Below are 14,431 nucleotides of genomic sequence, written 5' to 3'. Positions count from 1 at the left end.
CTACCGGCTCACCTTCTTCATCGTCACCGGTGCGCCGAAGTAGTTGACGTGCCCGGCTTCGACGGTCAGCGCTCCACCGTCCCACGTGAAGCGCGCCTTGCGGCCGTAGGCTGCCGCGCTCGTGATGCGCTTCCACGTCCCGCTCAGGCTGCCGGTGCCGGTGTAGGCGCTGGGGGAGTTGCTCGTGTTCGTCATGCACAGGCTGTCCGTACTGCAACCGGGGCCGACGAAGGAGAGGGCACGCTGCGCGGGACCGAGGTCGACCGCCGCGACGATGGTCGACGAGGTGCCTGCGGTGTAGGTGGCCACGAGGTGGCCGGAGTCGACGATGCGGTCGATCTCGGCTGACGACTGCGTCCCCTCGAGTTCCTGCAGCTCCTGGCGCATCGCATCGGTGGCGAACCCGACCCGTGTGGCGACGGAGGTCGTCGGCCGCTCCGGGGCGGCTCCGGCTGGTGCGACCGGCAGGAGCACAGCGGCGACGACGGCGCTCGCCGTCGCGATGCCCACGGTCGTCGAGTGGATGGATGGACGGTTCACGATGACTCCGATCGTCATGGCGGAGGTCGGATCGCCTCCGTCGTCGAACCTACCTACTGGTATTGCACATGTCACGACCGATCGAGGAGTGGACCCCTGACCGCCCGGTCCGGCGCGCAGCCCCGCTAGGGTTGTTCCCGTGCTCGAACTGGTCGTCCTGATCTCCGGTACCGGGTCGAACCTCCGGGCCCTGCTCGAGGCGACCCGCGATGCCGAGTACCCCGCCCGCGTCGTCGCGATCGGGGCGGACCGTGACGCCGAGGGCCTCCAGCTCGGCGAGGAGTACTCGATCCCGACCTTCACGGTGCCGTTCACGCGCTACGCGACCCGCGCCGAGTGGGGCGAGGCGCTCGCCGAGCAGATCCGCCCGTGGACGCCCGACCTGTTGGTGCTGTCCGGGCTCATGCGCCTGCTGCCGCCCGCGGTCGTGGCGGAGTTCGGACCGTCGGTCATCAACACGCACCCGGCGTACCTGCCCGAGTTCCCGGGCGCGCACGGCGTCCGTGACGCACTGGCCGCCGGCGTGACCGAGACCGGCGCGAGCGTCATCGCCGTGGACGACGGCGTCGACAGCGGACCGATCCTGGCGCAGGAGCGCGTCCCGGTCCTGCCGCACGACACCGAGTCGACCCTGCACGACCGCATCAAGCCCGTCGAACGCCGGCTGCTCATCCAGACCGTCCTCGACATCGCCAACGGACACATCGACCTGAAGGGCACCACCCCCGCATGAGCGTGCACGCCGCCGACCCCAGCCTGTACCGCGACCGGGACGTCGTGCCCGTGCGTCGCGCCCTCATCTCGGTGAGCGACAAGTCCGGGCTGCTCGAGCTCGCCGGCGCCCTCGCCGACGCGGGTGTCGAGCTCGTGTCCACGGGCTCCACCGCGCAGACCATCCGCGACGCCGGGTACGCCGTCACCGACGTCGCGAGCGTCACGGGCTTCCCGGAGTCGCTCGACGGCCGCGTGAAGACCCTGCACCCCGCCGTGCACGCGGGGCTGCTCGCCGACCTCCGCCTCGAGTCGCACGAGCAGCAGCTCACCGACCTCGGGATCGCGCCGTTCGAGCTCGTCGTCGTGAACCTGTACCCGTTCGTCGAGACGGTCGCCTCGGGCGCCGACACCGCGACCGTGGTCGAGAACGTCGACATCGGCGGCCCGGCCATGGTCCGCGCGTCCGCGAAGAACCACCCGAACGTCGCGATCGTCGTCTCGCCCGCCTCCTACGCCGAGGTCGTCGAGGCCGTCCGTGCGGGCGGCACCGACCTCGCCCTCCGCAAGCGCCTCGCCGCGCAGGCCTTCGGCCACACCGCGGCGTACGACACCGCCGTCGCCGCGTACTTCGCGTCCGACGTCGTCGCCGAACCGGTCGCGTCCGGCGCCGACGACCGGGAGGCCCCCAGCGCCTTCCCGGAGCAGCTCACGCTGACCGCGGACCGCACCGCGACGCTCCGCTACGGCGAGAATGCCCACCAGTCCGCGGCGCTGTACACGAGCGCCGACGGCACCGGGATCGCGCAGGCGACCCAGTTGCACGGCAAGGAGATGTCGTACAACAACTACGTCGACGCGGACGCAGCGGTCCGTGCCGCGTACGACTTCGCGGAGCCGGCCGTCGCGATCATCAAGCACGCCAACCCGTGCGGCATCGCGGTCGCCGCCCCCGACGCATCCGACCCGATCGCCTCCGCGCACGCCGCCGCGCACGCCTGCGACCCGCTGTCGGCGTTCGGCGGGGTCATCGCGGCGAACCGTCCGGTCACGCTGGGCATGGCCGAGACGATCGCCGACATCTTCACCGAGGTCGTCGTGGCTCCCGCGTTCGACCCCGAGGCACTCGAGGTCCTGTCCCGCAAGAAGAACATCCGCCTGCTCACGCTGCCGGGGGACTTCGCGCTCGCCGAGCGTGAGGTCAAGCAGATCTCGGGCGGCTTCCTCGTGCAGGACGCCGACCGCTTCACCGGGTTCGACCAGTCCGCGTGGACCCTGGTCTCCGGCGAGCCGGCCGACGAGCAGACCCTCGTCGACCTGGCCTTCGCGTGGAAGGCCAGCCGTGCGGTGAAGTCGAACGCGATCCTGCTCGCGAACCAGGGCGCGAGCGTCGGGGTCGGCATGGGGCAGGTGAACCGCGTCGACTCGTGCCACCTCGCCGTGAACCGCGCCGGGGACCGCGCTGCCGGTTCGGTCGCCGCGTCGGACGCGTTCTTCCCGTTCGCCGACGGCCTGCAGGTCCTGCTCGACGCCGGGGTGCGTGCGGTCGCCCAGCCGGGCGGCAGCGTCCGGGACGACGAGGTCATCGCGGCCGCGACGGCAGCCGGCGTCACGATGTACTTCACGGGCGAGCGACACTTCTTCCACTGAGCGCCGATCCGTCGGGCACGGCGGCGACGCGCGGACCAGCACGCGTTGCTGGTTGCGCGCTGAGAGTCGCTGCCGATAGTCTGCAGGGCTCTGCGGCCTCAGCCGACGACTGCTCCACGGGTCGGCGGCACCGCGGACACGACGGTGACGAAGACGACGACTGGAGTGACGATGGACACGACGACCGGCACCACGGCAACGGGGGCCCGGACGACACGGACGTCCATCAGCGGGACCGCTCCCGACGCACGACGCGCCCGTCGCGCCGTCGCGTCGTCCCCGTCCGCGGGGGCACCCGTCGTCCCGGCGACGCCGACCGCGTAGAGCCGCCTCCCGCACCCGCCGGGCCGGATCCGGCCCAGCCCGACCGAGCGCCAGGGACACGTGTCCCCGTCGCCTCCGACCGGATGCCGATCCGGCCCACCGACGGACGCCGTCCCGACGACGACCGCGGCACCGTGACCGGGCAACCGGCCGACCAGACCACGCAACGCACCCCGGGCCTCCCGTCCGGACAGGGCCAGCCCCTGGCCGACGGGACCCGGCACGAAGCACGAGGACGCACACGCATGTCCCAGGGACCCGATCGGGAACCGGCGCCGACCCCGGCGCGACCGTCCACCGCCCGCGCGCTCGGACGGCTCTGGCCCTACGTCCAGCCCTACCGATGGCGTCTGCTCGGCGGGATGCTGGCGGCGCTCGGCGCCTCCGTCGTCGCGCTCGCCATCCCGTACGTCCTGCAGGCCCTCGTCGACGGGCCGCTCGCATCCGGGGACGGCGGACTCATCCTGCCCGCCGGAGCCGCGGTGCTCGCGCTCGGTGTCCTCGAGGCGTTCTTCATCGCCTCGCGCCGGAAGCTCGTCATGCGGCCGTCGACCCGCATCGAGGCGAGCATGCGGAACGCGCTCTACGCGAAGCTGCAGGACCTGCCCGTCGCGTTCCACGACCGGTGGGAGTCCGGGCAGCTGCTGTCCCGCTCGGTGTCCGACCTGTCGCTCATCCGGCGCTGGCTGGCGTTCGGCATCGTGCTCCTCGTCGTGAACGTCGTGACGATCGTCATCGGGTTCGCCGTGCTCTTCACGTTCGGCTGGCAGCTCGGCCTCATCTTCCTGGTGGCGTCGATCCCGGTGTGGGTGAACAGCGTCCTGTTCGAGCGGAAGTACTCGATCGTCGCCCGCCGCAGCCAGGACCAGGTCGGCGACCTCGCGACGAGCGTCGAGCAGTCGGTGCACGGCATCCGCGTGCTCAAGGCGTTCGGGCGGGGCCGGTACAAGCTCGACGAGTTCGCCGAGCAGGCCGAGCAGCTGCGCGGCACCGAGATCGAGAAGGCCAAGGCGATCGCGGCGATCTGGCTGTGGCTGCTGCTCGTGCCGGACGTGGCGTTCGCGCTCTGCCTGCTCGCCGGCATCTGGCTCGCCAGCCAGGGGGACCTCAGCGTCGGGCAGCTCTTCGCGTTCTTCGCGACCGCGACCGTGCTGCGCTTCCCGATCGAGTCGATCGGGTTCTTCCTGTCGATGACGTTCGACACCCGCACCGCCGTGGACCGGTACTTCGAGGTCATGGACTCCGAGAACACGATCACGGACCCCGCGGAGCCGAAGACCATCACCGAGCCGCACGGTGCGCTCTCGTTCAACGCGACGCACTTCCGCTACCAGGACTCCCCGCCGCAGTTCCCCGACCTGGTGGACGGCGTCGAGCTGCACCTGCAGCCCGGCGAGACGATGGCGCTCGTCGGACTCACCGGCTCCGGCAAGACGACCCTGCTGTCGCTCGTGCCCCGGTTGTACGACGTCACCGGCGGGTCCGTCACGATCGACGGCGTCGACGTGCGGGACCTCACCCGAGCCGAACTCCGACGGCACGTCGCGGTCGCCTTCGAGGACGCGACCCTGTTCTCGTCGAGCGTGCGCGACAACGTCCTGCTCGGCCGCCCGGACCTGACCGGCCCGGAGGCCGAGCGGATCATGCGCGAGGCCCTCGACATCGCGCAGGCGTCCTTCGTGGACGACCTGCCCGAGGGCGTCGACACCCGGGTCGGAGAAGAGGGGCTGTCGTTGTCCGGCGGGCAGCGGCAGCGACTCGCGCTCGCCCGGGCGATCGCGGCGCGGCCGAGCGTGCTCGTCCTCGACGACCCGCTGTCGGCGCTCGACGTCGACACCGAGGCCCGGGTGGAGGCCGGTCTCCGCCGGGTCCTCGCCGACACGACCTCGCTCATCGTGGCCCACCGTCCGTCGACCGTGACGCTCGCGGACCGGGTGGCGCTCATGGAGGACGGCCGCGTCACCGCCGTCGGCACGCACGCCGAGCTGATGGCCACGAACGAGCACTACCGCGCCGTCATCTCGTCGCTCGACGACGACGACGCGGACGACCGAGAGGAGGCGATGGCATGAGCGACGAGACCGACCAGGACGCGCGCGTGACCGTCGACCAGGAACCCACGGGAGGGTCGGTGCCGGTGGCGCAGGTCGGCACCGGCACGCAGGCGGCCGAGGCAGCGGCCCCGGTCACCGCCTCGATCACCGTGCACGGGGTGCGCGGCGAGGAACGCGAGGACTTCACGAAGGCCGAGAGTCGTCGCCTGCGGCGCCGGTCGCTCGCGCTGCTCGGCTCGCTCGCCGCGCCGCTGCGGGCCCGGCTCTGGGGCATCGCCGTCGTCGTGGTGCTCGCGACCGCCGGGCAGGTCGCCGGTCCGGCGCTCATCGCCTGGGGCATCGACCACGCCCTGCCCACCGTGCTCGACCGGGACGACTGGGCGCCGGCGTTCCTCGTCGTGGGGTCGTACATCACGATCGCGGTCGTCGGTGCCGTCCTCACCGCCTGGTACACCGTGCTGTCCGCGCGGATCAGCCAGGCGATCCTGTTCGACCTGCGGAAGCGGGTGTTCCTGCACACGCAGCGGCTCTCGCTCGAGTTCCACGAGACGTACACCTCGGGCCGGATCATCTCCCGCCAGACGAGCGACCTCGACTCGATCCGGGAACTGCTCGACTCCGGGTTGAACCAGCTCATCCAGGGCGTGCTGTACATGCTCTTCACCGCGGTGGCGCTCGTGCTCCTCGACCCGACCTCCGGCCTGGTGCTCGCGGTCGCCCTCGTGCCGCTGTGGTTCCTGACCCGGTGGTTCCAGCAGCGCTCGCAGCAGCTCTTCCGGTCCACCCGGACGACGAGTGCCCGCGTGATCGTGCACTTCGTCGAGACGATGACCGGCATCCGCGCGGTGCAGGCGTTCCGCAAGGAGTCCCGCAACGAGGTCGAGTACGGCGAGCAGGTCGAGCAGAACCGGCAGGCGAACGCCCGCGTGTTCAACCTGTTCGGGATCTTCGACCCGGGTCTGGTGCTCATCGGGAACGCGACGCTCGCCGCGGTCGTCATCGTCGGCGGCTTCCGGGTCGTCGGCGGGTCGCTCGAGATCGGTGCGCTGCTCGCGGTCGCGCTGTACGCCAAGCGGTTCTTCGACCCGGCGCAGGAACTCGCCATGTTCTACAACAGCTACCAGTCGGCCTCGGCGGCGATGGAGAAGATCTCCGGCGTCCTCGAGGAGCAGCCGAGCGTCCCGGACCCGGCGAAGCCGGTGAAGCTGCCGGACGCGGCCGGCCGGGTCGACTTCGAGCACGTCACGTTCGCCTACAAGGAGGACCGCGTCGTGCTGCCGGAGTTCGACCTGCACATCCCGGCGGGGCAGACCATCGCGCTCGTGGGGTCCACCGGTGCCGGCAAGTCGACGCTCGCGAAGCTCATGGCGCGGTTCTACGACCCGACCTCGGGCGTGGTCACCCTGGACGGGGTCGACCTGCGGGACCTCGACCCGAAGGACATGCGCCGGGCGGTCGTCATGGTGACGCAGGAGGCGTACCTGTTCTCCGGCTCGGTGGCGGACAACATCGAGCTCGGTCGACCGGGAGCCTCCCGAGCGGACATCGTGTCGGCGGCGAAGGCGGTCGGCGCCCACGCGTTCATCACGGCACTGCCGGACGGGTACGACACCGACGTGAACAAGCGCGGCGGCCGGGTGTCGGCAGGGCAACGGCAGCTGCTGTCGTTCGCCCGCGCGTTCCTGGCGGACCCGAAGGTGCTCATCCTCGACGAGGCCACGGCGTCGCTCGACATCCCGTCCGAGCGGCTCGTGCAGGAGGGGCTCGAGACCCTGCTCGCCGACCGGACCGCGGTGATCATCGCGCACCGGCTGTCGACCGTCGCGATCGCCCACCGGGTGCTCGTGATGGAGTACGGCCGCATCGTCGAGGACGGCACGCCCGCCGACCTCATCGCCGGGACGGGGCGGTTCTCGCAGTTGCACGCGGCCTGGCGGGACTCGCTGGTCTAGTGATGTCCGTGAAGGGGGTGCGTCCCGCCCGGGCCGTCGCCAGTGGCCGTGGTTTGCTGGGGGGATGAGCAGCAACGACGTCCAGCCGGGAGGCGTCGCCCTGCGCGACCCCTTCGTCGGCGCCCCCTTCGCCGAGGCCGTCCGGCGGTTCTGGCGGAAGTACACGGTGTTCACCGGCCGGGCGTCCCGCTCCGAGTTCTGGTGGTGGTGGCTCACGTCGTTCGCGGTCGGCCTCGTGCTGCAGCTCGTGCCGCAGGCGTTCACCCCGGACGCCCCGCTGCTCGAGAACCCCGTCGGGTCCTACCTGTTCGTGCTCTGGGCCCTCGTGACGCTCGTCGGCGGGCTAGCCCTCGGGGCGCGGCGGCTGCACGACGCGAACCTGTCCGGCTTCTGGCAGTTCCTGCACGTGCTCCCGGGCATCGGGTCGCTCGTGCTCTTCGTGTTCTTCCTGCTGCCGTCGAACCCGAAGGGCACGCGGTTCGACCTGCAGCCCGGCCCGGCGACGCCCGGCCCAGCCACGTCCGCGCGGCGCTAGTCCGACCGGTCGTCCGCGGTCGGCGACCAGCGCGCACGGCGCATGTCGAGCCTCCAGGCCGCGTCGTCGTCGACCGCTCGCGTCGGGCGCAGCGGCGTGCCCTCGGCGCGGTAGTGCTCGAGGGCGCGTGCCTCGTGGCGGACCGGTGGCAGCCCGCCGGCCCGGACGACCCGCCACCAGGGCAGGTCGGCGCCCTCGTGGGCCATCACCTTGCCGACCGCACGGGAGGCGCGGGAGCCGAGCACGGCGGCGACGTCGCCGTACGTCATCACGCGACCCGGCGGGATGGCACGGACGACCGCCGCGACGGCGGCACCGAAGTCGTCCGCGTCCTCGCGGGACGACGGGGCCGACACGACGGCGCCTAGAGCGTCAGCGCCGCGAAGTGGTCGCCGTACTGGGTCTCGCCGATCACCCGGAAGCCGATCGCCTCGAAGAACGCCGCCGGGCTGCCGGCACCGGGCTCGTAGACCACGGTCAGGCGCTCGAAGCCGCGCTTGCGGGCCTCCTCGGCCAGACCGTGCACGGCGAACCGGCCGACACCGCGGCCCTGCGCGTTCGCGGCGACGTTGACCCGCCAGATGCAGCTGCGCAGTTCTTCCTGCGCGTTGTCGGCGTCGAAGCTGCCGATGATGAGCCCGACGACCTCGTCCCCGTCCAGGACGACCCGCGGCCACGAGGCGCTCGGCTTCACGTCCGACTCGGCCTGCGCGTACGAGGTCGGCTGGACGAACTGCTCCTGCCCCGGCTTCAGCGTCAGCGAGTTGGCCGCTGCGGCGGTCGCTGCGGAGAGTTCTTCGAGGCGGAGGTCCGTCATGTCGGTCAGGCTAACGGTGCGGGCGGGTCGGATGCCAGCGGTGCGACGGAGGCAGCGTGCTCCGGCGGTATCGTCGCTCGGGTGGCGGAGCATCGACGTGGGGCGAACCTGCCGTCGCTGGGCGGCTTCAACCGCACGGTCGTGCTCGACGCCGTCCGCCGCTCACCCGTCGGGCTGAGCCGCGTCGAACTCGCGGCCCGCACCGGCCTCAGCCCGCAGACGGTCTCGAACGTCACCCGGTACCTCATCGACGCCGGCATGATCGTCGAGTCCGGCACGGTGGTGTCCGGGCGCGGCAAGCCGCGCACGATCCTCCGCCTGGAGGCCCGCAGTCGCTTCGCCGTCGGGGTGCACGTCGACCCCGCGGTCGTCACGTACGTGCTGCTCGACCTGGCGGGTGCGGTGGTGGCCGAGGCCACCACGTCGACCCCGAGCGCCGAGGACCCGGAGCAGGTGATCCGGACGATGGCGTCCGCGGTCGACGAACTCGTCCGTCGCGCCGACGTCGACCCCGACGCCGTGCTCGGGGTCGGGGTCGCCTCGCCGGGGCCGATCGACGCGGCCGCCGGCATCGTGCTCGACCCGCCGTTCCTGCCGCGGTGGCGGGACGTGGCGCTCCGGGACGCCCTCGGGGACGCGACCGGGTACCCCGTGCTCCTCGAGAAGGACGTCACCGCCGCGGCGGTCGGCGAGTTGTTCCTGGCGCGGGAGGCAGCGGCGCGGGACTTCGCGTTCGTGTACTTCGGCACCGGGTTCGGCGTCGGGCTCGTCATCGACCACGAGCCCGTCCGCGGGTCCGGGGCGAACGCCGGGGACGCCGGACACATCATGGTCGACCAGGGGAGCCTCGCCGGCACGCCCGACGGCGAGGGCGCGCGTGGTGAGGTCGGGGCCACCGTGACGCCCGACCGGCTCGTGCGGATCGCGGCGGAGCGTGGCGTCCCGCTCGGGGACGTGGACGAGCTCGCGGTCGACGGGGCGGACGCCGGGGTCGACCTCGCGGCCGTCGACCGGGCGTGGGACGCGCTCGGGGACGCGGTCGCGGCCGGGGACCCGGTCGCGTCGGCGTTCGCGGCCGAGGTCGGCACGGTGATGGGACGGGCGGTGGTCGTCATCGTCAACCTCCTCGACGTGGACCGGGTCGTCTTCGGTGGGCCGTTCTGGTCGCGGATCGCACCCGCTGCCCTCCCGGCGGCGACGGCGGCGATCGCCGGGTCGCCGATCCTCGTCCCGAAGCACCCCGTGACCGTGGTCGAGAGCCAGCGCGGTGCGGACGTGGCCGCGGTCGGGGCGGCCTGCCTGGTGCTCGACGCGGCGCTGTCGCCGCGCGCGAGCACGTTGCTCATCGCGCACTGAGGGTCGCGCACGCTCGGTAGCCTCGGACCGTGCAGCACGTCGAGGTCCTCCGGTACACAGCGTTCGCCGACCCGCAGGCCGGTGCGCACGGCGGCAACCCGGCCGGGGTCGTCCTCGACGCCGCGGCCCTCAGCGACGACGAGATGCTCGCGATCGCGCAACGGGTCGGGTACTCCGAGACCGCCTTCGTCACCGGGCCGGACGGGGACCGGGTCCGGGTGCGCTACTTCTCCCCGGCCGCGGAGGTGCCGTTCTGCGGCCACGCGACGGTCGCGCTCGCGGTGGCGATCGCCGAGCGGCAGGGGCCGGGGCAGCGGGTGTTCGTCACACGGTCGGGCGACGTCGTGCTCGACACGGCCCGGTCCGCGGGCGTCGTACACGTCGCGATGACGAGCGTCGAGCCCGCGACCCGGCCGCTGCCCGACGACCGGCTGCTGCCGCTGCTCGACCTGCTCGGACTCGTGCCGGACGACCTCGCCGCGGCGCACCCGCCCCTCGAGGCCTTCGCCGGCAACTGGCACCCCGTGCTCGTCCTCGCCGACGCGGACCTGTTCCACCAGTTCCGGTTCGCCCCCGCGGCGCTCGCCGACCTCATGCGACGGAGCGGCTGGCCGGCGACCGTGACCGTGCTGCACCCGGTGACACCGGGGGAGTACGAGGCGCGCAATCTCTTCCCGGTCGGCCGCATCACGGAGGACCCGGCGACGGGATCGGCCGCCGCGTCCGTCGGGGCGTACCTGCGGGAGACCGGCGTAGCCGTGCCGGGTGACCGGGTCGTGATCCGGCAGGGGCGGCACGTCGGACGGCCGAGCGTGCTGCTCGTCGACGTGCCTGCGAGCGGCGGCGTCACCGTCACCGGCGGGGCCACCCCGATCCGGTAGCCGCCCACCCGGGCCCGGGCCCGGCACGGACCCGGGCCGGTCGCAGTCGAGCCGACGGGCCGCTTCGCGCGCAGCGACACCGTTCGTGCTCGCTGACGCGGAGAACGTCGCGCAGCGCGAACCAAGCCGGACCGGACCGCCCCCGCCGCGCGCAGGTCACGAACCGGACGCGCTTCCCGTCGAACGCTTGACAACGTTCAAATCCATACGATGGACTAAACCGGCAACGCGGGCAACGGAGTCCGCGACCTTCACCCGTGCAAAGGAGCACCGATGAAACGCACCCGCATCATCGCCGGATTCGCCGCCGTGGCCGTCGCCTCGGTCGGACTCGCCGGCTGCTCGAGCTCGGGGTCCGCCTCGAGCGACACGATCAAGATCGCCTACCAGAAGTTCGGCGCCTTCCAGCAGCTCGACGCCCAGATGAAGGTCGTCAAGAAGGAGTACGAGGAGGCGAACCCCGGCAAGGAGGTCGAACTCGTCCCGATCCAGGCGCAGGAGGACGACTACGCCACGAAGCTCGCGCTGATGAACCGGGCACCCGCGACCGCGCCCGACGTCATCTACGAGGACACGTTCCGCATCAAGGCCGACGCCGATGCCGGCTACCTGCAGCCGATCGACCGGTTCACCGAGAAGTGGGACGAGTGGGACCAGTTCTACGACAACGCGAAGCAGGCGGGTGAGGGGGAGGACGGCAAGATCTACGGCGTCCCGATGGGCACCGACACCCGTGCGCTCTGGTACAACAAGGAGATCTTCGAGAAGGCCGGTCTGCCCGTGCCGTGGAAGCCGGAGACCTGGGACGACGTCCTCGCCGCCGCGAAGACCATCAAGGAGCAGCAGCCGGACGTCATCCCGTTCAACATCTACTCCGGCAAGGCGCAGGGCGAGGCCTCGACCATGCAGGGCTTCGAGATGCTGCTCTACGGCGCGGACGGCGACGGCAACACGCTGTACCGCGACGGCAAGTGGGTCGTCGGCTCGGAGCAGTTCCAGGACTCGCTGCAGTTCATCGAGGACGTCTACCAGGGCGACCTCGGGCCCACGCCGCAGCAGGCCCTCGACACCAACATCGGGACGACGATCACGCAGACGTGGCTGCCGGAGGGCAAGCTCGCGATCGACCTCGACGGTTCGTGGCAGTCCGGCACCTGGCTGGAGTCCGGCACCGCCCCGTGGGCCGAGTGGAACGACGTGATGGGTCAGGCGCCCTTCCCGACGCAGAACGGCCAGGAACCGGGCTACAACTCGATGTCCGGCGGCTGGACGCTCGCGGTCGGTTCGAAGTCGGGGAACCCGCAGGACGCGTTCGACTTCATCACGATGTTCCTCGACAAGGACGGCTCCATCAAGTACGACTCGGAGAACAGCCAGATCGCCGTCCGCAAGGACGTCGCCGAGGACCCGGCGTACACCGGCGCGAACCCGACCTTCGAGTTCTTCTCCGGGCTCGTGGAGCACACGAACTTCCGTCCGGCGACGAGCGAGTACGCACAGGTCTCGAACGCCATCCAGGTCGCGATGGAGTCCGTGATGACCGGTCAGCAGTCGCCCGCCGAGGCAGCGGCGGTCTACGACAAGGCCGTCGAGGGCGTCGTCGGCAAGGACGCCACCGTCGCCGGCTGACCGCCCGGCACCACCTGACGGGAGGCGCGGTGCCCGTCCGCCCCGCGCCTCCCGACAGCCCCCATCTCCGGAACCCTCTCCGCACCCGGAAGGCATCCACCGTGTCCAGCACCCCCCTCGCGCCGACGCTGTCGGCCCCCGGTTCGCCGAACCGCGCCGACCCACCCTCGCCGCGGAAGCGGCGCCCGATGCGGAACGCGACGCGCGTCGTCCCGCTCCTGCCCGCCGTCGTCCTGCTCGTCGTGTTCCTGCTCGGGCCGGTCATCTCGTCGTTCTACGGCTCCTTCACGAACGCGGCGCTGACCGGCATCGACGCCGCGGACCAGCAGTTCGTCGGCTTCCAGAACTACGTCGAGCTCTTCCAGGACCCGGACTTCCCGAAGTCCGTGGTCCTGACGATCGTGTTCCTCATCGCCTCGGCGGTGGTGGGGCAGAACGTGCTCGGCCTCGGCCTCGCGCTGCTCATGCGCAGCGCGAACCGGGTCGTCCGCGGCGTCGTCGGCACCTTCGTCGTCGCCGCGTGGGTGCTGCCCGAGATCGTCGCCTCGTTCGCGGCGTACGCGTTCTTCCACGACGAGGGGACGCTGAACACGTTCCTCGCGTCCCTCGGCGTCAGCGGGCCGAACTGGCTCTACACGTACCCGATGATCGCGGTCATCCTCGCGAACGTCTGGCGCGGGACGGCGTTCTCGATGCTCGTCTACTCGGCAGCCGTGCAGGAGGTACCCGAGGAGATCACCGAGTCCGCCGAGGTCGACGGCGCCACCGGCTGGCAGCGTCTCGTCTACATCACGCTGCCGGTCATCCGCCGCAGCATCTCGACGAACCTCATGCTCACGACGCTGCAGACCCTGTCGGTCTTCACCCTCATCTTCGTGATGACGGGCGGCGGACCGGGCACGAACTCGTCGACCCTGCCGATCCTGGCGTACCAGGAGGCGTTCCAGTTTTCGCAGCTCGGCTTCGGGACGGCGATCGCGACCATCCTGCTCGTGGTCGGCGCGGTCTTCTCGATCATCTACATCAAGGCACTGAAGCCGGAGGTGGACTGACCATGGCCCTCACCGCTGACCGTCCGGTCTCGAACGTCACCCGCTCGGTGACCGCCCCGGGCGCGGTCCACATGACCTCGCCCCGGGGTCGCACCCTCCGGTGGGTGTCGAACATCGTCCTGCTCGTCATCGCGGTGTGCTTCGCGGTGCCGCTGCTCTGGCTCGTGCTCGCGTCGGTGGACACGCAGGCGTCGCTGTCGGTGAAGCTGCCGTCGCAGTTCACGCTCGACAACTTCACCCAGGTGCTCACCCCGGAGCTGTCGTTCATCCCGCTCGCGAACAGCCTGTTGCTCTCCGGTGGCACGGCCGTCGTGACGGTCGTCGCCGCGCTCCTCGCCGCGTACCCGCTGTCCCGGTACAAGCTGCGCGTGAACAAGCCGTTCCTGTACAGCATCCTGTTCGGCACCGGTCTGCCCATCACCGCGATGATGGTCCCCGTCTACGCGCTCTTCGTGTCGCTCAACCTCATCGACAACATCTGGGGCTGCGTCTTCTTCCTCGCCGCGACCAGCCTGCCGATGGCGATCTGGATGGCGAAGAACTTCATGGACTCGGTGCCGATCTCGCTGGAGGAAGCGGCCTGGACCGACGGCGCCTCGATGTTCACGACGCTCACCCGCATCGTCGTGCCGCTCATGCGACCCGGCATCGCCGTGGTGTTCATCTTCGTGTTCATCCAGGCGTGGGGGAACTTCTTCGTCCCCTTCGTCCTGCTGCTCTCGCCCGACAAGGTGCCCGCCGCGGTGAGCATCTTCAACTTCTTCGGTCAGAACGGGGCCGTCGCGTACGGGCAGCTCGCCGCGTTCTCGATCGTCTACTCCGTGCCCGTCATCGCCCTCTACGTGCTCGTGTCCCGCGGCCTCGGTGGGGGCAACGCCCTCGCCGGCGGCATCAAGGGCTGACCACCGCACCCCAGCCGCGCTCACCACG

At 71.4% G+C, this 14,431-nt stretch carries 14 protein-coding genes; 10 read left to right on the top strand and 4 right to left on the bottom strand.

Features of this window, described 5'->3' with window-relative positions; all coding sequences use genetic code 11:
* Positions 1–540: a hypothetical protein gene (locus DEJ34_RS14045; RefSeq protein ID WP_146236854.1), complete on the bottom strand. Its 540-nt coding sequence runs from the start codon at positions 538–540 to the stop codon at positions 1–3.
* A 139-nt stretch (positions 541–679) separates the two neighbouring features.
* Here DEJ34_RS14045 and purN point away from each other — a divergent pair, with 139 nt between their 5' ends.
* Both purN and purH read left to right on the top strand, forming a co-directional pair.
* Positions 680–1,273, top strand: a complete 594-nt coding sequence (purN, locus tag DEJ34_RS14040) for a phosphoribosylglycinamide formyltransferase (RefSeq protein ID WP_110889233.1) — start codon at positions 680–682, stop codon at positions 1,271–1,273.
* Positions 1,270–2,901: a bifunctional phosphoribosylaminoimidazolecarboxamide formyltransferase/IMP cyclohydrolase gene (purH, locus tag DEJ34_RS14035; protein ID WP_110910487.1), complete on the top strand. Its 1,632-nt coding sequence runs from the start codon at positions 1,270–1,272 to the stop codon at positions 2,899–2,901. Before purN ends, purH begins: the two co-directional genes overlap by 4 nt.
* A gap of 98 nt (positions 2,902–2,999) precedes the next feature.
* On the opposite strand, the gene DEJ34_RS14030 is transcribed toward purH, so the two are convergent.
* Positions 3,000–3,128, bottom strand: coding sequence for a hypothetical protein (locus tag DEJ34_RS14030; RefSeq protein ID WP_258365820.1), 129 nt, complete (start codon positions 3,126–3,128; stop codon positions 3,000–3,002).
* Positions 3,129–3,470: 342 nt separating this feature from the next.
* On the opposite strand from DEJ34_RS14030, the gene DEJ34_RS14025 reads away from it, so the two are divergent.
* From DEJ34_RS14025 to DEJ34_RS14015, 3 genes are all read left to right on the top strand, one after another.
* A complete protein-coding gene (locus DEJ34_RS14025; RefSeq protein WP_110824433.1) occupies positions 3,471–5,297 on the top strand; it encodes an ABC transporter ATP-binding protein in 1,827 nt (608 codons plus the stop codon).
* Between the two features lie 125 nt (positions 5,298–5,422).
* Positions 5,423–7,231, top strand: coding sequence for an ABC transporter ATP-binding protein (locus tag DEJ34_RS14020; protein WP_110910642.1), 1,809 nt, complete (start codon positions 5,423–5,425; stop codon positions 7,229–7,231).
* A gap of 64 nt (positions 7,232–7,295) precedes the next feature.
* Complete coding sequence (locus DEJ34_RS14015; protein ID WP_110910486.1) at positions 7,296–7,766, top strand: DUF805 domain-containing protein; 471 nt, start codon at positions 7,296–7,298, stop codon at positions 7,764–7,766.
* Here the strand turns inward: DEJ34_RS14015 and DEJ34_RS14010 are convergent.
* Entirely contained in the window at positions 7,763–8,122 is a 360-nt protein-coding gene (locus tag DEJ34_RS14010) for an MGMT family protein (RefSeq protein WP_110910485.1), read from the bottom strand. The genes DEJ34_RS14015 and DEJ34_RS14010 overlap by 4 nt on opposite strands.
* An 8-nt stretch (positions 8,123–8,130) precedes the next feature.
* A complete protein-coding gene (locus DEJ34_RS14005; protein ID WP_110824170.1) occupies positions 8,131–8,583 on the bottom strand; it encodes a GNAT family N-acetyltransferase in 453 nt (150 codons plus the stop codon).
* An 81-nt stretch (positions 8,584–8,664) separates the two neighbouring features.
* Here DEJ34_RS14005 and DEJ34_RS14000 point away from each other — a divergent pair, with 81 nt between their 5' ends.
* The 5 genes from DEJ34_RS14000 (at position 8,665) to DEJ34_RS13980 (ending at position 14,403) form a co-directional block, all read left to right on the top strand.
* Positions 8,665–9,939 carry an ROK family transcriptional regulator gene (locus tag DEJ34_RS14000; protein ID WP_110910484.1) on the top strand — a complete coding sequence of 425 codons (1,275 nt, stop codon included), beginning with the start codon at positions 8,665–8,667 and terminating at the stop codon, positions 9,937–9,939.
* A gap of 29 nt (positions 9,940–9,968) precedes the next feature.
* Positions 9,969–10,820 (top strand): PhzF family phenazine biosynthesis protein, encoded by an 852-nt coding sequence (locus DEJ34_RS13995; protein WP_110910483.1) that lies wholly within the window; start codon positions 9,969–9,971, stop codon positions 10,818–10,820.
* 273 nt (positions 10,821–11,093) lie between these two features.
* Positions 11,094–12,449, top strand: coding sequence for an extracellular solute-binding protein (locus tag DEJ34_RS13990; RefSeq protein WP_110824167.1), 1,356 nt, complete (start codon positions 11,094–11,096; stop codon positions 12,447–12,449).
* A 101-nt stretch (positions 12,450–12,550) separates the two neighbouring features.
* Positions 12,551–13,501, top strand: a complete 951-nt coding sequence (locus DEJ34_RS13985; protein WP_110824166.1) for a carbohydrate ABC transporter permease — start codon at positions 12,551–12,553, stop codon at positions 13,499–13,501.
* A 2-nt stretch (positions 13,502–13,503) separates the two neighbouring features.
* On the top strand, positions 13,504–14,403 hold the full coding sequence (locus DEJ34_RS13980; protein ID WP_110900456.1) for a carbohydrate ABC transporter permease: 900 nt from the start codon (positions 13,504–13,506) through the stop codon (positions 14,401–14,403).
* The last annotated feature ends 28 nt before the right edge of the window (positions 14,404–14,431 follow it).

Source organism: Curtobacterium sp. MCPF17_050, assembly GCF_003224435.2.
Taxonomy (GTDB): domain Bacteria; phylum Actinomycetota; class Actinomycetes; order Actinomycetales; family Microbacteriaceae; genus Curtobacterium.
This window is presented reverse-complemented; position numbering and strand designations above follow the sequence as displayed.